Consider the following 20616-nt stretch of genomic DNA (forward strand, 5'->3'; position numbering starts at 1 on the left):
CCAGCCTATGTCCTGGGGCCTGGGACCTTCTGTCCCGTCCAACCCGTGGCGTGCCTGTAGAGCCGACGTCGGCCCTCAGGGTCGTAGCGGTCGCGTGCTCGGTGTCACCGGGACGGGGAGCTCGGTGCGTCCCCGCAGGTACGCGTCCACCCCGGCGGCGGCACCCCGGCCCTCGGCGATGGCCCACACGATCAGGGACTGCCCACGGCCGGCGTCACCCGCCACGAACACCCCGGGCACCGACGTCGCGTAGTCCTCGCCCCGGGCGATCCACCCACGGCCGGTCACGTCGGTGCCGATCTGCTCGACCAGCACCTCGGTCTCCGGGCCGGTGAAGCCCATGGCGATGAGCACGAGGTCGGCCGGGATGTCCTTCTCGGTCCCCTGGGTGGGCACCCGACGGCCGTCCGGCAGGTAGGTCGTGGTCGCGACCCGGAGGGCCCGGACGGCGCCGTCCTCGTCACCGACGAAGCCCACGGTCGAGGCGAGGTAGGTGCGTTCGCCGCCCTCCTCGTGCGAGCTCGACACCTCGTACAGGACGGGATCGGTGGGCCAGGGCTCGTTCTCGGGTCGCTCGGTGGGCGGCTGCACACCGATCGCCAGGGTCGTCACCGAGGCGGCACCCTGCCGGAGCGCGGTGCCCAGGCAGTCCGAACCGGTGTCGCCGCCGCCGATCACGACCACGTGCTTGCCGGTCGCCACGATCTGGTCGGCCACCTCACGCCCGGCCACGACCGCGTTCGCCTGGTGCAGGAACTCCATCGCGGGGTGGATGCCCGCCAGGCCCGCCCCCGGCACCTTCAGGGCGCGCGGGACCGGTGCCCCGGTGGCCACGACCACCGCGTCGTACCGTGCACGCAGCTCGGTCCAGGTGATGTCCTTGCCGATCTCGACACCGGGACGGAACCGGGTGCCCTCGGCCTGCATCTGCTCGATCCGCCGGTCGATGTGGACCTTCTCGAGCTTGAAGTCCGGCACGCCGTACCGCAGCAGCCCACCGATCGCGTCGTCCCGCTCGAACACGGCGACCGTGTGACCGGCCCGGGTGAGCTGCTGGGCGGCCGCGAGCCCGGCCGGTCCCGACCCGACCACGGCGACCGTGCTGCCGGTCAGGAAGTACGGGACCTGCGGGGTGACGAGCCCGCGGGCGAAGGCCTCGTCGATGATCGCGACCTCGACGTTCTTGATGGTCACGGGCGGCTCACTGATGCCCAGCACGCACGAGGTCTCGCACGGCGCCGGACAGATGCGTCCGGTGAACTCCGGGAAGTTGTTGGTCGCGTGCAGCCGGTCGCTCGCCTCGGCCCACTGCCCCTTCCAGACCAGGTCGTTCCAGTCGGGGATGAGGTTGCCCAGCGGGCAGCCGGTGTGGCAGAAGGGGACCCCGCAGTCCATGCATCGCCCAGCCTGCTGCTTGAGCATGACGTCGTGCTCGTGCCCACCGTCCGGGTCGAGGGTCGACCGATGCTCGACGACCTCGCGCCAGTCCATCAGCCGGACAGGCACCGGACGGCTCGGCGGGAGCTCGCGGTCCCGCACCTTGAGGAACCCCCGAGGGTCAGCCACGCGACACCTCCAGGATGTGGTCCCACACCCCCGGTGCTGCAGGGTCGAGCCCCTGGTCCTTCGCCGAGGCCAGGCTGGCCCGCATGCGCTGGTACTCGGTCGGCATGATCCTCGTGAACCGGTCCAGAGCAGCGGGAAGGTCGGCGATCAGCTCCGCGGCGCGCCGCGAACCCGTCTCCTCGTGGTGCTCACGGAGCAGCTGCTCGACGACGACGGCGTCCTGCTCGTCCAGGGCGGTCAGGGCGAGCTCGCCCGAGGCCAGCGCCGGGCCGTTCACGGCACCGGGGCGCAGGTCCAGCACGTACGCCTGACCACCGGACATCCCCGCACCGAAGTTGCGGCCCGTCCGCCCCAGCACCATGACCGTGCCACCGGTCATGTACTCGCAGCCATGGTCGCCCACCCCCTCGACGACGAGGGTCGCCCCGGAGTTGCGCACCGCGAACCGCTCGCCCACCACGCCGCGCAGGAAGATGCTCCCCGACGTCGCCCCGTAGCCGATGACGTTGCCCGCGATGACGTCGCTCTCCCCCGAGAGGACCGACGCGTGGTCGGGGCGGACCACGATGCGGCCGCCCGAGAGACCCTTGCCCACGTAGTCGTTGGCGTCCCCCGCGAGCCGCAGCGTGATCCCCCGCGGCAGGAAGGCCCCCAAGGACTGCCCGGCCGAACCGGTCAGGGTGACGTCGATGGTGCCGTCCGCGAGCCCGTCGGCGCCGAAACGCTTGGTGACCTCGTGGCCGAGCATCGTGCCGACGGTCCGGTTGACGTTGCGCACCGGCAAGGCGATCCGCACCGGCTCGCGACGCTCGAGCGCATCCTGGGCCAGGGTGATCAGCTGGTTGTCGAGGGCCTTGTCCAGACCGTGGTCCTGGCTGGTCGTGCGATGCAGCGACGAGCCGTCCGCCGGCTCGGGCCGAGCGAGCACCGGGCCGAGGTCCAGCCCTTCGGCCTTCCAGTGCGCCACCGCTGCTCGGGTGTCCAAGGACTCCACGTGACCGACGGCCTCGGCGATGGAACGGAAGCCGAGCGAGGCGAGGTACTCGCGCACCTCGGTGGCGATGTACTCGAAGAAGGTCTCGACGAACTCGGGCTTGCCGGTGAACCGGGCCCGCAGCTCAGGGTTCTGCGTCGCGACGCCGACCGGGCAGGTGTCCAGGTGGCACACGCGCATCATGATGCAGCCGCTGACCACCAGCGGTGCGGTCGCGAAGCCGAACTCCTCGGCGCCGAGCAACGCACCGACCACGACGTCGCGACCGGTCTTCAGCTGGCCGTCGACCTGCACGACGATGCGGTCGCGCAGGTTGTTGAGCACGAGGGTCTGCTGGGTCTCGGCCAGGCCGATCTCCCACGGGGTCCCGGCGTGCTTGAGCGAGGTCAGCGGGCTGGCGCCCGTGCCACCGTCGTGACCCGAGATGAGGACGACGTCGGCGTGCGCCTTGGAGACACCCGTCGCGACGGTGCCCACCCCGAACTCGCTGACCAGCTTCACGTGGACCCGGGCAGCGGGGTTCGCGTTCTTCAGGTCGTGGATGAGCTGGGCGAGGTCCTCGATCGAGTAGATGTCGTGGTGCGGCGGAGGGGAGATCAGGCCCACACCGGGCGTGGAGTGCCGTGTCGCGGCGATCCACGGGTACACCTTGTTGCCCGGCAGCTGCCCGCCCTCGCCGGGCTTGGCGCCCTGCGCCATCTTGATCTGCAGGTCATCGGCGTTGGTGAGGTAGTCGGCGGTCACGCCGAACCGTCCCGAGGCGATCTGCTTGATCGCGCTGCGGCGCTCCGGGTCGTGCAGGCGCTCGACGTCCTCGCCGCCCTCGCCGGTGTTGGAGCGTCCACCCAGCCGGTTCATCGCGATCGCGAGCGTCTCGTGGGCCTCGGCCGAGATCGAGCCGTAGGACATCGCCCCGGTGTTGAACCGCTTGACGATCTCGCTGACCGGCTCGACCTCCTCGAGCGGGACGGGGGTCCGCACACCCTCGGCGAAGGTCAGCAGACCCCGAAGGGTGAGCAGTCGCGCGGCCTGGTCGTCCACCCGACGGGTGTACTGCCGGAAGACGTCGAGCTGACGGGTCCGGGTCGAGTGCTGCAGGCGGAAGACCGTCTCGGGGTCGAAGAGGTGCTCCTCGCCCCCCCGGCGCCACTGGTACTCCCCGCCGACGGCGAGGCGACGATGGGCCTGCGGGTTCCCGCTCGCCGGGTAGGCGTCCTCGTGACGCGCCGCGACCTCGGCCGCGATGACCTCCAGGCCGATCCCGCCGAGCCGGCTCGTGGTACCTGCGAAGAACCGGTCCACGACGTCCTGCGCGAGCCCGAGGGCCTCGAAGACCTGCGCCCCGCGGTACGAGGCGAGGGTCGAGATGCCCATCTTGCTCATCACCTTGAGCACGCCCTTGCCGAGCGCCTTGATCAGGTTCGCGACCGCCTTCTCGGGCGAGATCTCGCCCAGCGAGCCGTCACGGGCCAGACCTTCGACAGTCTCCATGGCCAGGTATGGGTTGACCGCCGCGGCGCCGTAGCCGATGAGCAGTGCCACGTGATGGACCTCGCGCACGTCACCCGCCTCGACCACGAGGCTCACCCGGGTCCGCGTGCTGCGCCGCAGCAGATGGTGGTGCACCGCGCTCGAGAGCAGCAGCGAGGGGATGGGCGCCAGGTCACCGTCGGAGTCGCGGTCGGAGAGCACCAGGAAGCTGACCCCGGCCTCGATCGCCCGGTCGACCTGCTCGAAGATCTCCTCGAGCCGGGCCAGCAGCGCCTCGTGCCCGCCGTCGACCCGGTACAGCCCGCGGACGATCTCCGAGCGGAAGATCCCCGCCAGCGCGGGGTCACGGTCGATCCGGACCACCTTGGCGAGCTGGTCGTTGTCGATCACCGGGAACGGCAGGATCAGCTTGCGCGCGTGCTCGGGCACGTCGGCCAGGAGGTTCGGCTCAGGACCGATCGCCCCACCGATCGAGGTGACCAGCTCCTCGCGGATGGCGTCGAGCGGTGGGTTGGTGACCTGCGCGAACATCTGGGTGAAGTAGTCGAAGAGCAGACGCGGTCGGGCCGAGAGCACCGCGATCGGGGTGTCCGACCCCATCGCACCGAGCGGTTCGCCCGCAGTCGAGGCCATCGGGGTGAGGAGGATCTTGAGCTCCTCCTCGGTGTACCCGAAGGCCCGCTGCCGGCGGCGCACCGAGGCAGGGCTGTGCTGCACGTGCTCACGCTCGGGGAGCTGGTCGAGGAACACCGAGTGCTCGGCGACCCACTGGGCGTAGGGACGTTGCGCCGCGAGCTGGGACTTGATCTCGTCGTCGGCGATGATGCGCCCCGCACCCGTGTCCACCAGGAACATGCGGCCCGGCTCGAGCCGACCCTTGCGCACGATCGTCGAGGGGTCCAGGTCCAGCACACCGGTCTCGCTCGCCAGCACGACCAGGCCGTCCTGGGTCACCCAGTACCGGCCCGGGCGCAGCCCGTTGCGGTCCAGCACCGCCCCGATCAGCGTGCCGTCGGTGAAGGTCAGCGCCGCGGGACCGTCCCACGGCTCCATCAGCGAGGCGTGGTACTCGTAGAAGGCCCTGCGGTCGGGGTCCATCTCGGCGTGGTTCTCCCACGCCTCGGGCACCATCATCAGCACGGCGTGCGGGATGCTCCGCCCGCCCAGGTGCAGCAGCTCGAGGACCTCGTCGAAGGTCCCAGAGTCGCTGCCACCGTCGGTGCAGATGGGCAGCAGCGGGTCCAGGTCTCCCAGCACCTCGCTGGCCAGGGTGCTCTGACGCGCCGCCATCCAGTTGCGGTTGCCGCGCACGGTGTTGATCTCACCGTTGTGGGCGATCAGCCGGAAGGGCTGCGCGAGCGGCCACGACGGGAACGTATTGGTCGAGAACCGCGAGTGCACCAGGGCGATCTCGCTCGCGTACCGCGGGTCGGAGAGGTCGGGGAAGAAGGGCTCGAGCTGCGCTGTGGTGAGCATGCCCTTGTAGGTCAGCGTGCGCGCAGACAGCGAGGCGAAGTAGATGCCCAGCTCGTGCTCGGCCCGCTTGCGGACACGGAAGGTCCGCCGGTCCAGCTCGACGCCGCTGAGCTCGCGCGTGGTGTCCGCCACCACGAGCTGCCGGAAGACCGGCATGCTCGCCCGTGCCGTGGGGCCCACCAGGCCCGCGGTGACCGGGACGTCCCGCCACGCGAGGGTCTCCAGACCCTCGGCGACCACGAGCTTCTCGATCGCGGTGACGGCCTCGTCCCTCGCGTCGTCGTCGGTCGGCAGGAAGGCCATGCCGATCGCGTAGTGGCCGGCAGGAGGCAGCTCGGCCGCGACCACGTCCCGCACGAAGGCGTCGGGGATCTGGGTCAGGATCCCCGCACCGTCGCCGCTGTCGGTCTCCGCACCCACCGCGCCGCGGTGGTCGAGGTTCAGAAGGGCAGTCAGACCCGCGTCGACGATGTCTCGTCCCGGCGTGCCTCGGAGGGTGGCCACGAAGGCCACACCACAGGCGTCATGCTCGCTCGAAGGGTCGTACAGACCCTGTGCGGCCGGCGCGGTGCGCAGGACCGGCTGGCTCATCGTCCACCGTCCTCGTTGTGCCCAGGCAAGGTTGCCCGGGTCGTGTTGTTCTGACTACCCCGGGACGACGTCGGCCCAAGCGTCGCGACGATACCCGGGTGGCTCCCCGGCCACCTAGACCGGGACACGTGAAGTTTCTCACGCGTCGCGGGCGGGGAGACAGGGGACGGCGGGCCGTCACGCTCAGTGCGGGTCGGGGACGTCGGCTTCCTGGTCGGCCGGTGCCCGCAGCTGCGGTGTGGTCTCGCGTCCGGGGTGTCGACGTCCGACCAGCACGAAGGCTACCAGCGCACCGAGGCCGACCACGATCGACGTCCAGACGTTCAGGCGCAGGCCCAGCACCTGCTCGGCCGGGTCGATCCGGAGCATCTCGATCCAGAGCCGTCCCACCGTGTACGTGAGCACGTAGAGCCAGAACACCCGGCCGTGCCCCATCCGGTACCGCCGGTCGAGCCAGATGATCAGGGCGGCCGCGGCGAGGTTCCAGAGCATCTCGTACAGGAACGTCGGGTGGAACAGGGTCTCGGGTGGGTACCCGTCGGGGAACGAAGGCCCGGCAGGGTCGATCCGCAGACCCCACGGCAGGTCGGTAGGCCCACCGAAGAGCTCCTGGTTGAACCAGTTGCCGAGCCGCCCGATGGCCTGCGCGACGAGCAGACCCGGCGCGACGGCGTCGGCGAAGACGGCGAACCGCACCCCCTGACGCCGTGCACCGATCCATGCCCCGACCCCACCCAGGGCGATCGCTCCCCAGATCCCCAGGCCACCCTCCCAGATGGCGAAGGCCTTCATCGGGTCACCGTCAGGCCCGAAGTAGGCCGCGGGCGAGGAGACGACGTGGTAGATCCTCCCTCCGACGATGCCGAAGGGCACCGCCCAGAAGGCGATCTCGAGCACCGTGTCGGGGTCGCCACCGCGCTCGGCCCACCGGCGGCGGGTGAGCCACAGGGCCGCGACGATACCGGCCATGATCGCCAGGGCGTAGGCACGCAGCGGGAAGGGCCCGAGGTACCAGACGGACTGCGACGGGCTGGGGATCTCCGTGGGGAGCAGACCCCCTCCCAGCAGCGGCAGGAGCTGGTGAACGGCGTTCACCGGGCCTCCCCTCGCACACCGGCGGCGAGGTCCTTCACGACGGCCGCCAGCGCGGTCAGACCCTCGGCCGGCGAGTCCGCCTCAGCCAGCGGACGGACCAGTGCGCTGCCCACGATCACCCCGTCGGCGTAGGCGGCGACCTCGGCGGCCTGTGCCCGGTTGCTGACCCCCAGGCCCACGCAGACCCGTTCGGCGCCCGCTGCGCGGGTGTCCGCGACCAGCTGCTCGGCGTGGGCGCCCACGCTCCCGCGAGTTCCGGTCACGCCCATGGTCGACGCCGCGTAGACGAACCCGCGCGTCGCCCGGGCGGTCATCGCGAGCCGCTCGGGCGTCGAGCTCGGCGCGACCAGGAAGACCCGGTCGAGGCCGTGCACCTGCGAGGCCTCGATCCACTCACCCGCCTCGTCCGGGATCAGGTCGGGCGTGATCAGACCGGCCCCCCCGGCCGCCGCCAGATCGCGCGCGAAGGCGTCGACGCCGTAGCGGACCACGGGGTTCCAGTAGGTCATCACCAGCACCGGGACGCCGGTCGACGCGACGGCCTCGACAGCGGTCAGGGTGTCCCGCACCCGGACACCACCGGCCAGCGCCTGCTCGACCGCCCGCTGGATGAGCGGGCCGTCCATGACCGGGTCGGAGTACGGGACGCCGAGCTCGACGACGTCCACGCCTGCGTCGACCATGGCGCGTGCGGCGTCGATCGAGCCCGGCAGGTCGGGGAACCCGACGGGCAGGTAGCCCACCAGGGCCGACCGCCCCTCGGCACGGATCTGCTCGAGGCGCTCGGTGGTGCGGGCACGGACCTGCTGGTCGGTCACGACTCCCCCTCGTCGAGCAACGAGAACCACTCGGCAGCGGTCTCGACGTCCTTGTCACCGCGTCCCGAGAGGTTGACCAGGATCACGGTCTCCGGCGCCCCCGCCTCGACCGCCTCACGACCCAGCTGCATGGCACCGGCCAGCGCATGGGCCGACTCGATCGCCGGGATGATCCCCTCGGTCCGGCTCAGCAGCCGGAAGGCCTCCATGGCCTGCGAGTCGGTGATCGGGCGGTACTCCGCCCGACCGATCGAGGACAACCACGCGTGCTCGGGCCCCACACCCGGGTAGTCCAGACCGGCGGAGATCGAGTGGCTCTCGATCGTCTGCCCGTCCTCGTCCTGCAGGAGGAAGGACCGGGCGCCGTGCAGCACACCGGGGGCACCCCCGGTGATGGTCGCCGCGTGACGACCGGTCTGCACGCCGTCGCCACCGGCCTCGAGGCCCACCAGACGCACGTCGGCGTCGTCGAGGAACGCGTGGAAGATGCCGATCGCGTTCGAGCCTCCCCCGACGCAGGCCGCGACGACGTCGGGCAGGCGCCCGGTCAGCTCCAGCACCTGCTCGCGCGCCTCGACACCGATGATGCGCTGGAAGTCGCGCACCATCGCGGGGAAGGGGTGCGGCCCACCCACGGTGCCGAACATGTAGTTGGTCGAGTCGACGTTGGTGACCCAGTCGCGCAGCGCCTCGTTGATCGCGTCCTTGAGCGTCCGCGAGCCGGTGGTCACCGGGACGACCTCGGCACCCAGCAGGCGCATCCGGGCGACGTTGAGCGCCTGACGGCGGGTGTCCTCCTCGCCCATGTAGACCACGCACTCGAGGTCGAAGAGCGCGGCAGCCGTCGCGGTCGCGACGCCGTGCTGGCCGGCGCCCGTCTCGGCGATGACCCGCTTCTTGCCCAGCCGACGGGTCAGCAGTGCCTGCCCGAGCACGTTGTTGATCTTGTGGGACCCGGTGTGGTTGAGGTCCTCCCGCTTGAGGATCACCCGGACCCCGCCGCAGTGCTCGGCGAACCGCGGGACCTCGGTGATGATGCTCGGGCGCCCGGTGTAGGTGCGGTGCAGCCTGGTCAGCTCGTCGTGGAAGTCCGGGTCGGCCTTGGCCTTGTCGTACTCGGCCGAGAGCTCGTCGAGGGCCTCGATCAGGGCCTCGGGCACGAAACGACCACCGAAGTCACCGAAGTACGGGCCCTCCCCCGCGGCGGCGCGGGTCGGACCCACGTCCTGGGCGTCCTGCAGCGCGTCGTCGATGCCGAAGGGGTCCTCCCGCGGGGGCAGGCCGCTCACTGACGCACCGCCCGCAGCGAGGGGTGGGCACCCGCGGCCACGAGGTCGGCGACCGCGGACCGCGGCTCGCGGCCGGTCACCAGCGACTCGCCCACCAGCACGGCGTCCGCGCCCGAGCGGGCGTAGTCCATCACGTCGTGCGGGCCACGCACCCCGGACTCGGCGATCCGCGCGACACCGGTCGGGATCATCGGCGCGAGCCGCGCGAAGGTCGTCCGGTCGATCTCCAGGTTCTTGAGGTTGCGGGCGTTGACCCCGATCACCCGTGCCCCGGCATCGAGGGCCCGCGAGACCTCGTCGGTGTCGTGCACCTCGACCAGCGCGGTCATGCCGAGCGAGTGGACGCGCTCGACCAGCGACGTCAGGACGGTCTGCTCGAGGGCCGCGACGATCAGCAGGACGAGGTCCGCGCCGTGGGCCCGGGCCTCCCAGACCTGGTAGGGCGTCACGATGAAGTCCTTGCGCAGGACGGGCACGTCCACCGCGGCACGAACCGCGTCGAGATCGGCCAGGCTGCCATGGAAACGACGTTCCTCGGTGAGCACCGAGATGGCGCAGGCCCCGCCGGCCTCGTACTCGACCGCCAGGGCGGCCGGATCGCTGATCGAGGCCAGGGACCCCTTGCTCGGGCTCGACCGCTTGACCTCGGCGATCACCGTGACGGCTTCCTCGTCACGCAGGCTGCTCAGGCACTCCTTGGCCTCGGGCACCCGCGCTGCACGTTCCTTGACCGCCGCGAGCGGGGTCCGGGCCTCACGGTCCGCCAGGTCCTTACGAACTCCGGCGACGATGTCCTCCAGGACGGTCACGGGCGCCACCTCTCTTGACGGACCCACCCCCGCAGGCCCTGTGTCAGACAGCCATCGTAGAGCCGTGGGAGTCAGGCTCCCGCCACGCCCACGGGCTGGGACCGGGCAGGGCAGGCGCGTCGAAGCCACCCGAGGGCTGGCCGGTCAGCCTCCGGGCGCGAGCCACGGGGCCAGGAACGGCGTGTTCCGGGCGACCGCGAACGCCAGGATCACGACCAGCAGCGCCCACAGAGCCCACGGCGGGGCGAGCCACCTTCGTGGTCGGCCGGTCACCGACCGCCAGGTCCACGCCACCCAGCTGGTCAGCAGGAAGAGCAGTGCGAGCGGGGTCAGGGGGTTCATCCCGAGCGCTGCCACGACGTCGAGGTTGACCAGGTCGTGGGTCGCCCGCAGCGACCCGCAGCCCGGGCAGTACAGGCCGGTCAGTGCGAGCAGCGGGCAGGTGGGGTACGTACCCGACCGGTAGGGCGACAGCGTCCCCACGACGACGAGGGCACCGGTCGCACCCGCGGCAACCACCGCGGGCGCGACCAGTGCCCTGATCCGCTGCGGCCAGCCGGCGGGCGCCTCACGCGCGGCGCCCACGACGACGTGTGTCGCGGGGTCGGCAGGTGCCCGGGTGGCCACAGGGGTCATCTGATGTCAGTACGAGTCGAGGTTCTCGAGACCACCGATGGAGAGCCCCACCGCGAAGACCAGCACGAGGTAGAGCACGATCACGACCACACCGGCCACCGCGGCCCAGATCGCGAACTGCTTGGCCTTCTTGGACGACGCGTACGCGCCCTCGACGTCGCCGGCCGCCCACTTGGTGTTGACCTGGGTCGAGAAGACGATCGAGAAGATGCCCACCGGCAGGCAGCACAGGATGGTCGAGAGGATCGCCCACACCAGGTAGTTGGGTGGCGGAGGCGAAGGAGGGGTCGAGCTGCCGCCGTAGTAGTTGGGCGGGGGCGGCGCCGATCCGTACCCGCCACCGGGCGGCTGCGCGCCGTACCCACCGCTCGGGGGCTGGGCGTCGTAGGGGTCCTGCGGGCCGGTCGGAGTACTCATGCAGAAGTCCTGACGTGAGGAGGGACGGAACTAGGACCCGGAGTGCGCCGTGTCCCGCGAATCGGTGGAAGGTCCTGGCTGGCCGAAACCGAGCATCTTGAGCACCCGCCCGACGATCACACCCAGCAGGACGATGCCCAGACCCACCCAGAACAGCCAGACCAGGGAGCCCATGACGGCCAAGGAGGCGACGACCGCACCCACGAGCACGAGGATCACCGTGGTCCAGGCCGCGGTGGTGTGACCGTGGTTGGTCGGAGGTGCCGAGGGAGGCAGGTAGGCCCGCTCGGAGGATCGGTCGAAGGACTTGTCTGCCATGCGTGCACGCCTTTCGTGGATTCGCCCCCGAACACTACCGAAAGTGAGGAGCCTGGGCTCCCAGTGCGCCGCGAGCCGCCCCTCTGGTTCCGGAGCAGTCGTGGGGCACGGTCAGGTGGGATCATCCCCGCGGGTCAGCGCGTCCCAGTCGGCGTGGTCGTCGGGGGGTACCGAGGAGCCCGGTGCGGTGCTCGAACGGTCCGCCCCAGAACCACCCCCGGCCGGGACCGCGCGCGGGTCATGACGGCTGCTCGGACCCTCCCAGCGCCCCGAGACCACAGCGACCCAACCACCCACCACCACCGACACGGCACCGAGCACCAGTGCCACCGCGGGCATCGAGGTCGGGGTAGCCGGAGCGGTCAGCTCGCCGACGCCCGTCGCGGCACGGGCCGCGGAGACGGCAGCGGGCGCCGGGTCCGTGACCACCCCGAGGGCCGACACCACGACGAGGGCACCACCCAGGACGACGGCCGCTGCGGCCAGCCGGCGACCCCACCGACCACCCAGGGCCAGCGCGAGGGCGGCGGCAGCCACCACCAGTCCGCCGGCGGTCACGCCGGGGGCGGCCGTCGACCCGGCGACCAGGATCTCGACCTCGGGCTCGACGGCGGTAGCGGTCAGCGCCCGCACCCAGGTCGCTGACCCGACCCCGAGCGTCCCGACCCCGAGGCCCAGCAGGGTCAGCACGGCACGGCGTCGGGCGACCGGCGACGGCGCCGGCTGCCTCACGCCCCCGCCGTCCGCAGCCGTGCGGCGATCTGGACGGCCCGGACCGCCGCGGCGGCCTTGTTGCGTGACTCGGCGTACTCGAGCGCCTCGACCGAGTCAGCGACGATCCCACCGCCGGCCTGCACGCTCGCCCGGCCGTCACGGATCAGTGCGGTACGGATCGCGATCGCCATGTCCATGTTGCCGGCGAAGTCGAAGTAGCCCGCGGTCCCGCCGTAGATGCCGCGCCGCGCGGGCTCGAGCTCGTCGATCAGGGCGATGGCCCGGGGCTTGGGCGCCCCGGACAAGGTGCCCGCAGGGAAGGTGGCGACCAGTGCCTGCAGCGCCGTGGCCCCCGGTCGCAGACGCCCCACCACCGTGGAGCAGATGTGCATGATGTGGCTGAACCGCTTGACGGCCATGAACTCGACGACCTCGACCGAGGTCGGCTCGCACACCTTGACCAGGTCGTTGCGGGACAGGTCGACGAGCATGATGTGCTCGGCACGCTCCTTGGGATCGGCGAGCAGCTCCTCGCCGAGCTCGGCGTCCTCCTCGGGGCTGCCCCCCCGCGGTCGGGACCCAGCGATCGGGAAGGTCACGACCCGACCCTCGGTGACCTTGACCAGCGTCTCGGGACTCGAACCGACCACCGCGAAGTCACGACCCTCGGCGTCCTGCAGACGGAAGTGGTACATGTACGGGCTCGGGTTGATCGTGCGCAGCACCCGGTAGACGTCCAGGGGGTCGGCGGGGCAGTCCAGGTCGAGGCGCTGGGACAGCACCACCTGGAACACCTCGCCCTCACGGATCGCCTCCTTGCCCGCGCGCACCGAGTCCTCGAACTCCTCGCGGGTGCTGCGGAACTCGAGCTCCGGCTCGGGCCGGTCGTCGAGCACCCCGGCGTTGACCACGACAGGGGCGACCAGTGCCGCCTGCATGCCGTCCAGGCGAGCGACCGCGTCGGCACGGGCCTCGTCGACCCGCTCGTCGGTGTCGTCGAAGTTGATCGCGTTGGCGATCAGCCAGACCGACCCGTCGACGTGGTCGACCACGGCGAGGTCGGTGGCCAGGCACAGGGCGAGCTCGGGCACGCCGAGCTCGTCGGGAGCCTTGGCGGGCAGCGTGGGCTCCCAGTGCCGCACGATGTCCCACCCGAGGGTGCCGACCAACCCACCCGTCAGCGGCGGCAGCCCGGGGATCGCCGGGGCCCGCAGCACGTCGAGGGTCGCCGCGAGCACCTCGAGCACGTCACCGTCGGTGGGGACGCCGACCGGCACGTCACCGAGCCACCGCGCCTGGGTGCCGTCGACCGTCAACGTCGCCCGGGAGTGCACCCCGATGAACGAGTACCGCGCCCACGTGCCGTCCACCTCGGCGGACTCGAGCACGAAGGTGCCCGGCCGACCCTGGGCCAGGGTGCGGTAGAGGCCGACCGGTGTGACGTCGTCGGCCAGGAGCCGTCGGACGACCGGGATCACCCGACGGTCTCGTGCGAGCTCACGGAAGGTGGCCAGCCCGGGCCAGGTGCTGCCCCAGGGGACGTCGACCGGGGCCTGCTGCGACCCGGCGCCGGGTACCGGCAGAGCGGGGGTCACGAGACCTCCTCCGCGCCGACGACCGCGTGCAGGTCACCACCCGCCTCGAAGCAGGTGCGGGTCCCGGTATGGCAGGCCGCACCGACCTGGTCGACCCGGACCAGGACGGCGTCGCCGTCGCAGTCCAGTGCCACCGACCGCACGTGCTGGACGTGACCCGAGGTGTCGCCCTTGCGCCAGTACTCCTGCCGCGACCGGCTCCAGAACGTCACCCGACCCGAGGTCAGGGTGCGCCCGAGTGCCTCGTCGTCCATCCACCCGACCATGAGGACCTCGCCGGTGTCATGCTGCTGGACCACAGCGCAGACGAGTCCGGCGGGGTCGCGGCTCAGGCGTGCCGCCACCGCCGGGTCGAGGGCCGTGCGAGGGGCAGGGTCAGGGGTATCGAGCACCTGACGATCCTGCCACGCCGGGCCGACCCTCGACCTCGCCGTCCGGTCAGCGGGTCTGTGCGAGCCACGCCGCGTGCATCCCCGCGTACGCGCCCTCGTGCTCGAGCAGCTCCGGGTGGGTCCCGACCTCCACGACGTGACCGTCCTCGACGACCACGACGAGGTCAGCCGCCTCGGCGGTCGAGAGCCGGTGCGCGATGGTCAGCGTGCTACGACCCTGGGTCAAGGCGTCCAGTGCGCGAGCGATCCGGACCTCGGTGGCCGGGTCGACCGCACTCGTCGCCTCGTCGAGCACGAGGAAGTCCGCACCGGCGAGATGCGCGCGGGCCAGGGCGACCAGCTGTCGTTCCCCCGCCGACATGCGCTCACCGCGCTGGCCGACATCGGTCCGCAGGCCGTCGGGCAGGTCGGCGAGCCAGTCCGACAGGCCGAGCTCGGTGAAGGCGTTCTCCACCACCGCGTCGATGTCCGGCGTCCCGGCATCACGCACCTCGGCCTGCGCCCCGCGTGCGCCGTAGGCGACGTTCTCCGCGAGGGTCCCCTCGAACAGGAAGCCCTCCTGCGGGACCAGCACCACCCGCTCGCGGAGGTTGGACAGCCGCACGTCGCGCAGGTCCACACCGTCCAGCAGGACCTGCCCGTCGGTCGGGTCGGCCAGTCGCGTCGCGAGCTTGGCCAGCGTCGACTTGCCCGAGCCGGTCGCGCCGACCACGGCCACCTTCGTCCGGGCAGGCAGGACGAGATCCACGCCGTGCAGCACCTCGGGTCCGTCGGGGTAGGAGAAGCGCACCCCGCGGAGCTCGACCTCAGCACCGCCGCGAGGTGTCACCACGCCGTCCGCGCCCGGGTCGACGACCTCGACCTCGGTGTCGATGACACCGATCACCCGGCGCCACCCCGCGACGGCGTTCTGGAGCTCGTTGAGGATCTCGGTGGCCATCTGGACCGGGCCGGTGAAGAGCTGCACCAGGAACAGGAAGGCCAGCAGCCGACCGACCGTGAGCGACCCGTCGATGCCGAGCAGGGTCCCCGCGACGACTACCGCGGACAGCACCAGGTTGGCCACCAGCACACCGCTCGAGAACACGGTGGCCACCCGGACCTGGGCCCGCACCATCGCGTCACGGGTCGACCTCACCGCGGAGTCGATCCGCCGCTGGGTGCGCTCACCGACGCCGTAGGCGCGGATGGTCTCGGCCCCGACCACCGCCTCGGAGATCGCGCCGAGCATCGCCCCGACGCTCTCCCGGACCGCGCCGTAGGCGGCGCTGACCCGCTTCTGGGCCGGTCGCAGGATGAGCACGAGCGGCAGGAAGCAGCCCCACACCACCAGGGTCAGCTGCCACGAGTAGACCAGCATGAGACCCGTGGCCACGAGGATCTGCAAGCCCGAGACGAGCAGCATGATCCCGCCCCACTGCACGAACAGGGAGATGGTGTCGACGTCGCTCGTGACCCGCGAGACCAGCGCACCACGGCGCTCGGTGCTCTGCGTCAGCACCGAGAGGTCGTGCACGTGCCGGAAGGCGCGCACCCGCAGGGTCGCCAGACCGGCCTCGGTCGAGGTGAAGAGACGGATGTTGACGAGCGCTGCGCAGGTACCCGCCAGGAGCAGGACCACCGCGGCACCGGTGACCAGGCCCAGCACCCGGGTGGTCTGCGGCCCCCCTTCGGCCAGGATCCCCGTGTCGATGGTCTGCTGGACCGCGACCGGGACCACGACCCGACCTGCAGCCGAGAGCACGGCCAGCACCAGGGTGACCCAGATCCCGTGGAGCAGCTGGGGCGAGATCTCGGCACCACGGCGCAGGGTCGCCCAGACCCCGGCGTCGCTCGCGCGCCGCAGGTTGGCGCGCAACGGCGCGGCCGGGCCGGCCGCGGGCGCTGCTGACCGGCGCAGGGACGGACGCCTCATCGGCCCTCCTCCTCGTCCGTGGTGGTGTCGGGGACGGTCCGGCGACCCGGAAGAGCCGACCTGCGACCGGACTCCACGAGGTAGGCCGTGGCCAGGTCGCGGTACCCCGGGTCGCGCGAGAGGAGCTCCTCGTGGCTACCGCGGTCCACCACACGCCCGTCATGGATGTGCACGATCTCGTCGGCGAGGAGCACCGAGGACATCCGGTACGCGACCAGCAGCACCGTGGGTCCGGCCTCACGCGGCGCTCCCGGACCGGCCCGCAGCCCGGCGAGGATCTCCTGCTCGATCGCGGGGTCGACCGCCGAGGTCGCGTCGTCCAGGACGAGCAGCCGTGGACGACGGACCAGCGCCCGGGCGATCGCGATGCGCTGCCGCTGCCCACCGGACAGGTTGGCCCCCCGCTCCCCCAGCGGCGCGTCGAGCCCCTCGGGCAGCGCGCGCACGACCGCATCGACCCGGGCCAGCCGCAGGGCCCGCCAGACGGCGTCGTCGTCGGGGGCACGGGGGTCGTCCTGGTCGGCCAGGGTGACGTTCGCCCGCACCGTGTCCTCGAACAGGAAGGCGTTCTGCGCGACGAGAGCCACCTGGTCGGTCAGGTCGCTCGCCCGCGCGTCACGCAGGTCGACACCGTCGACCTCGACCGACCCCGCGCTCGGGTCCTGCAGACGGCTGAGCAGTGAGACGACTGTCGTCTTCCCCGCCCCGGTGACTCCCACCAGCGCGACCGTGCGGCCCGGCGTCAGCTCGAGATCGATGCCGCTGAGCAGTCGCCGTGGGCCGAGCGGTGTGGGGACGGTGACCTCGACCCCGGTCATCCGGACATGGGCACCCCTGCCCTCACCCGGTAGCGGCACGTCGCCGGCCGGCATCTCACCGCGCGCGTCGAGCACCCTGGCGATCCGGTCGAAGCCGACCAGGCCCCGCGGCAGCTCACCGAGCACCCAGCCGAAGGCCCGCACCGGCACCGCCATGAGCGTCAGCAGGTAGGCCGCCGAGACGATCTCGCCGGTCTGCACCGCCCCGGCCGCCGCGCGGTGCGCGCCGACCAGCAGAACGATCAGCGTGCCCAGGCTCGGGAGCAGCTCGATCACCGGGTCGAAGACAGCCCTGACCCGACCCACCCGGACGTTGGCGGCTCGTAGGGCGTCGGTCCGCTCGGCGAACCGGCCCTGCTCGCGGTCCTCGGTCCCCATGGACTTGACCAGCAGCGCGGCCTCGAAGCTCTCGTGCGCGACGTCGGCGACCTCGGCACGCAGCTGCTGGGCGTGGGTGATCGCCGGGGACATGTACCGCTGGAACACGACGTTGGCCAGGACCGCCAGCGGAAGGACGCTCAGCGCCGTGACCGCGAGCAGCACGTCGATCCGCAGGAGCGCTCCGGCCGCCACGACGATCATCACCAGGACACCCAGGGCGAAGGGCAACGGGTTGAACACGCCTGTGGCGGCCTCCACGTCGGAGCTGGCGTTGGAGAGCAGCTGCCCGGTCGGGTGCGCGCGGTGCCACGTCATCGGCAGACGCAGGTACTGACGCGTCACCCCCCGACGGTGCCCGGCCTGCAGGCTCGCGTACCCGATGCCGGCGAAGATCCGGCGCCCGGCCACCGACAGCGCGAGGGTCACGGCGACCGCGACCAGGGCGAGCCCGGCGAGCCAGAGGTCGGCCCGCGCCTCGGCCGAACCACCCAGCGCGGGGATCACGACCCGGTCGGTCACGGCACCGAGCACCTGGCTGACCGCCACGGTGGTGGCTCCGAAGACCGCGGAGAGGCCGATCGCGGCGGCGTAGGTGCGGGGCTGCGACGCGATACCGCGCCACATGAGCTGCAGCGAGCGGCGCACCGCACCACCGGTCAGGGCCGCCGGCACCGACCCGTCGTCATGCCGGTCCGGTCGGTCGAAGCGTTTCGAGCGCGGGCGCACTCCACGTCCTTCCATCGTTCGAGGGGAGATGCACAGCATCGCACGAGGCGGTGACACGACGCCCCTCGGCCGGGTGCGACCGTGCCCAGGGCTGCGGGCAGGCGACCCGCTCCCCGATGCTCGCGACCGGCCCGGTCGCGACGCCCGCACGCGGCCTGGCGTGCGACGATGCACCATGCCCTGGCACCACCCCCTCGAGCGCGCTGCGCTGGCCGACGCCCTGACCCTCGCCGGTCCCGGAGCCCCCACCCTGTGCGAGGGATGGTCCACCGAGCACCTCGCCGCGCACGTGGTGCTGCGCGAGTCCGCGCCGCTCGTCGCGGCCGGCATCGTGCTCCGTCCGCTTGCGGCCCGCACCGAGCGGATGACGCTGGACCTGGGTGAGCGGTCGAGCACCCCCGAGGGCTACGCGGCCCTGGTCGACCGGGTGCGGACCGGCCCTGCCCCGTGGCACCCCCTGCGCTGGGCCGGGGACGCCCCCCAGCTGCTCGAGCTCTTCGTGCACACCGAGGACGTCCGCCGTGGGGCGCGCGACGAGGGAGTCGCCCCCCGGCCGGCGCCACCCGCTCACGTCGACGCGCTGTGGCGGGGCCTGTCGCAGGTGGCCAGGCTGCTCTACCGGGGCTGCCCCGTGACCGTGGTCCTGACCGACGGCGACGGTCAGCTGACCCGTGTCCCGTCCGGCAGGCGGGGAGCGGACCGGTCCGCGACCGTCGTGGTCCAGGGTCCGGTGGGCGAGCTCGCCCTGCACGCCTTCGACCGGGCCGGCGCCGCCCAGGTCACCGTCGACGGCGAGCCCGAGGCCGTCCGTGCGCTGGACGGGTTCCGGGCACGCTGACCGGCGGCATCCGATGGGTCAGCGGACGACGATCCCGCCGGCCCGCAGGTGGTCCTTGACCTGCCCGATGGTCAGGGCACCGAAGTGGAACACGCTGGCCGCGAGGATCGCGTCGGCACCGGCGCGTGCCGCCTCGAGGAAGTGCTCGGGTGTGCCCGCTCCCCCGCTGGCGATCAGCGGGACCGAGACCACCTCGCGCACCGCGCCGAGCATCTCGAGGTCGAACCCCGAGGTCGTGCCGTCCGCGTCCATCGAGTTGAGCAGGACCTCGCCCGCACCGAGGTCGACCGCTCGGCGTGCCCACTCGATCGCGTCGATCCCCGTGCCCCGACGGCCCCCGTGCGTGGTGACCTCGAACCCCGAGGGCGTGGCCGGACCGTCCACGACCCGCCGGGCGTCGACCGAGAGCACCAGCACCTGGCTGCCGAACCGTCGCGCGATCTCGGCCACCAGCGCTGGCCGCGCGATCGCCGCGGTGTTGACCCCGACCTTGTCGGCACCCGCCCGCAGCAGCCGGTCGACGTCGTCGGTGGTGCGCACACCACCACCGACCGTCAGCGGGACGAAGACCTCCTCTGCCGTGCGGTGCACCACGTCGTAGGTGGTGGCACGGTCTGAGGAGGACGCCGAGACGTCGAGGAACGTGATCTCGTCCGCACCCTCGAGGTCGTACCGCCGTGCGAGCTCGACAGGGTCGCCGGCGTCCCGCAGGTCGGCGAAGTTGACGCCCTTGACGACGCGGCCGGCATCGACGTCCAGGCACGGGATGACCCTGACAGCGGCAGTCATGCGCAGTCCTCAGCTGTTGCGGCCGTTGGCGGCCAGGATGTCGACGACGAAGACGAGGGTCTCGGTAGCAAGCTCCTGGTCGGTACCCCCATAGCCGAGCGACGGCGGGATGATGAGCAGGACCTGCGAGCCGACAGTCTGCTCGACGAGCCCCTCGTCCCACCCCGCGATGACGCTGCCCACACCGATCGGGAACGGGGCGGGCAGCTTGCCCGGGTCCCAGCTCGAGTCGAAGACCGTGCCGTCGGACCAGCGGACCCCGGTGAACTGGACGGTGATCACCTGCATCGGCTCGACCTGCGGCCCGGTGGCCTTGATCAGCGGCTGGACGACCAGCTCGCTGGGCGGCTCGCCCTCCGGGATCGTGACGGTCGGTTCGCCGTTCTCGGCGAGCTCGACGGTGGGCAGACCGTCACGGGGCTCGACAGGCTCGCCCGCCGCGCGGGTGGGAAGCAGGTCGAAGACCGCCACGGTCGACGAGCTCTGACCGTCCGAGGGCGGCGCGAGGTGCAGGATCCGCGAACCGACGGTCCGCCCGCTGAGCGCCCGGTAGATGTCGACCCCCAGGGCCTCGGCGCTCAGCAGGTAGGGACGCGGATCGCTGGTGAACGTCTCGCCGACCAGGCTCGCGTCAGCGCCGGCCTCGGCGTAGTAGTCCACGAGGATCGGTTGCCCGTCGGCCACCGAGGGCCCCTCGCCCTCCCAGACGACCTCAGCCCTGGCCTCACCCACGGTCAGGGGCGCCTCGTACTCCAGGACCGGGACCTGGCCCGGCTCACCGGTCACGACCACCTCCGGGGCAGAACCCTGCTCGGGTGAGCATCCCGAGAGGAGGGCGGCCGCCACCGTCAAGGAGGTGAGGACCGTGGTGAGGCGACGCACGGGGAGCCTTCCGGTCGGGCTGGGCAGACAGGGGTGCGACGCCCGAGCACACCGGCCCGGTCCGTC

17 protein-coding genes are annotated in these 20616 nt (G+C 72.0%); 1 reads left to right on the top strand and 16 read right to left on the bottom strand.

Annotated features, from left to right (window positions below; all coding sequences use genetic code 11):
• Positions 1–75: 75 nt before the first annotated feature.
• The 14 genes from M1R94_RS12730 to M1R94_RS12795 form a co-directional block, all read right to left on the bottom strand.
• On the bottom strand, positions 76–1566 hold the full coding sequence (locus tag M1R94_RS12730; RefSeq protein ID WP_249382080.1) for a glutamate synthase subunit beta: 1491 nt from the start codon (positions 1564–1566) through the stop codon (positions 76–78).
• Complete coding sequence (gltB, locus tag M1R94_RS12735) at positions 1559–6118, bottom strand: glutamate synthase large subunit (protein ID WP_249382081.1); 4560 nt, start codon at positions 6116–6118, stop codon at positions 1559–1561. Before gltB ends, M1R94_RS12730 begins: the two co-directional genes overlap by 8 nt.
• A 183-nt stretch (positions 6119–6301) precedes the next feature.
• Entirely contained in the window at positions 6302–7213 is a 912-nt protein-coding gene (gene lgt / locus M1R94_RS12740) for a prolipoprotein diacylglyceryl transferase (RefSeq protein ID WP_374109465.1), read from the bottom strand.
• On the bottom strand, positions 7210–8031 hold the full coding sequence (gene trpA / locus M1R94_RS12745) for a tryptophan synthase subunit alpha (protein ID WP_249382082.1): 822 nt from the start codon (positions 8029–8031) through the stop codon (positions 7210–7212). The genes lgt and trpA overlap by 4 nt, the downstream gene beginning before the upstream one ends.
• Positions 8028–9284 (bottom strand): tryptophan synthase subunit beta, encoded by a 1257-nt coding sequence (gene trpB / locus M1R94_RS12750; protein ID WP_374109467.1) that lies wholly within the window; start codon positions 9282–9284, stop codon positions 8028–8030. The genes trpA and trpB overlap by 4 nt, the downstream gene beginning before the upstream one ends.
• 32 nt (positions 9285–9316) lie before the next feature.
• Positions 9317–10129, bottom strand: coding sequence for an indole-3-glycerol phosphate synthase TrpC (gene trpC / locus M1R94_RS12755; RefSeq protein ID WP_249382083.1), 813 nt, complete (start codon positions 10127–10129; stop codon positions 9317–9319).
• A 144-nt stretch (positions 10130–10273) separates the two neighbouring features.
• The gene (locus tag M1R94_RS12760; RefSeq protein WP_249382084.1) at positions 10274–10765 is read right to left on the bottom strand and encodes a DUF2752 domain-containing protein; all 492 of its coding nucleotides are present in this window, start codon (positions 10763–10765) and stop codon (positions 10274–10276) included.
• 6 nt (positions 10766–10771) lie between these two features.
• On the bottom strand, positions 10772–11182 hold the full coding sequence (locus tag M1R94_RS12765) for a CD225/dispanin family protein (RefSeq protein WP_249382085.1): 411 nt from the start codon (positions 11180–11182) through the stop codon (positions 10772–10774).
• Positions 11183–11212: 30 nt separating this feature from the next.
• Positions 11213–11500: an HGxxPAAW family protein gene (locus tag M1R94_RS12770; RefSeq protein ID WP_249382086.1), complete on the bottom strand. Its 288-nt coding sequence runs from the start codon at positions 11498–11500 to the stop codon at positions 11213–11215.
• A gap of 111 nt (positions 11501–11611) precedes the next feature.
• A complete protein-coding gene (locus M1R94_RS12775) occupies positions 11612–12232 on the bottom strand; it encodes a Trp biosynthesis-associated membrane protein (RefSeq protein WP_249382087.1) in 621 nt (206 codons plus the stop codon).
• Complete coding sequence (locus tag M1R94_RS12780) at positions 12229–13809, bottom strand: anthranilate synthase component I (RefSeq protein ID WP_249382088.1); 1581 nt, start codon at positions 13807–13809, stop codon at positions 12229–12231. The genes M1R94_RS12775 and M1R94_RS12780 overlap by 4 nt, the downstream gene beginning before the upstream one ends.
• On the bottom strand, positions 13806–14201 hold the full coding sequence (hisI, locus tag M1R94_RS12785) for a phosphoribosyl-AMP cyclohydrolase (RefSeq protein WP_249382089.1): 396 nt from the start codon (positions 14199–14201) through the stop codon (positions 13806–13808). Before hisI ends, M1R94_RS12780 begins: the two co-directional genes overlap by 4 nt.
• Before the next feature lie 46 nt (positions 14202–14247).
• Positions 14248–16116 (bottom strand): ABC transporter ATP-binding protein, encoded by a 1869-nt coding sequence (locus M1R94_RS12790; RefSeq protein ID WP_249382090.1) that lies wholly within the window; start codon positions 16114–16116, stop codon positions 14248–14250.
• Complete coding sequence (locus M1R94_RS12795) at positions 16113–17939, bottom strand: ABC transporter ATP-binding protein (RefSeq protein WP_249382191.1); 1827 nt, start codon at positions 17937–17939, stop codon at positions 16113–16115. The genes M1R94_RS12790 and M1R94_RS12795 overlap by 4 nt, the downstream gene beginning before the upstream one ends.
• A 277-nt stretch (positions 17940–18216) precedes the next feature.
• Between M1R94_RS12795 and M1R94_RS12800 the strand changes: the two genes are divergently transcribed.
• Positions 18217–18879 carry a TIGR03085 family metal-binding protein gene (locus M1R94_RS12800; protein WP_249382091.1) on the top strand — a complete coding sequence of 221 codons (663 nt, stop codon included), beginning with the start codon at positions 18217–18219 and terminating at the stop codon, positions 18877–18879.
• Positions 18880–18897: 18 nt separating this feature from the next.
• Here the strand turns inward: M1R94_RS12800 and hisF are convergent, their stop codons facing one another.
• Both hisF and M1R94_RS20790 read right to left on the bottom strand, forming a co-directional pair.
• Positions 18898–19668: an imidazole glycerol phosphate synthase subunit HisF gene (hisF, locus tag M1R94_RS12805; protein ID WP_249382092.1), complete on the bottom strand. Its 771-nt coding sequence runs from the start codon at positions 19666–19668 to the stop codon at positions 18898–18900.
• 9 nt (positions 19669–19677) lie between these two features.
• Positions 19678–20550 (bottom strand): FKBP-type peptidyl-prolyl cis-trans isomerase, encoded by an 873-nt coding sequence (locus M1R94_RS20790; protein ID WP_249382093.1) that lies wholly within the window; start codon positions 20548–20550, stop codon positions 19678–19680.
• Positions 20551–20616 lie beyond the last annotated feature (66 nt).

The organism is Actinotalea alkalitolerans (genome assembly GCF_023369855.1).
Taxonomy (GTDB): Bacteria; Actinomycetota; Actinomycetes; order Actinomycetales; family Cellulomonadaceae; genus Actinotalea.

Coding starts and splice junctions, on each gene's coding strand:
- gltB (WP_249382081.1), bottom strand. CDS start 6,118: ATGAGCCAGCCGGTCCTGCGCACCGCGCCGGCCGCACAGGGTCTGTAC.
- M1R94_RS12760 (WP_249382084.1), bottom strand. CDS start 10,765: ATGACCCCTGTGGCCACCCGGGCACCTGCCGACCCCGCGACACACGTC.
- M1R94_RS12765 (WP_249382085.1), bottom strand. CDS start 11,182: ATGAGTACTCCGACCGGCCCGCAGGACCCCTACGACGCCCAGCCCCCG.
- M1R94_RS12770 (WP_249382086.1), bottom strand. CDS start 11,500: ATGGCAGACAAGTCCTTCGACCGATCCTCCGAGCGGGCCTACCTGCCT.
- M1R94_RS12790 (WP_249382090.1), bottom strand. CDS start 16,116: ATGAGGCGTCCGTCCCTGCGCCGGTCAGCAGCGCCCGCGGCCGGCCCG.
- M1R94_RS12795 (WP_249382191.1), bottom strand. CDS start 17,939: ATGTGGCGCGGTATCGCGTCGCAGCCCCGCACCTACGCCGCCGCGATC.
- M1R94_RS12800 (WP_249382091.1), top strand. CDS start 18,217: ATGCCCTGGCACCACCCCCTCGAGCGCGCTGCGCTGGCCGACGCCCTG.
- hisF (WP_249382092.1), bottom strand. CDS start 19,668: ATGACTGCCGCTGTCAGGGTCATCCCGTGCCTGGACGTCGATGCCGGC.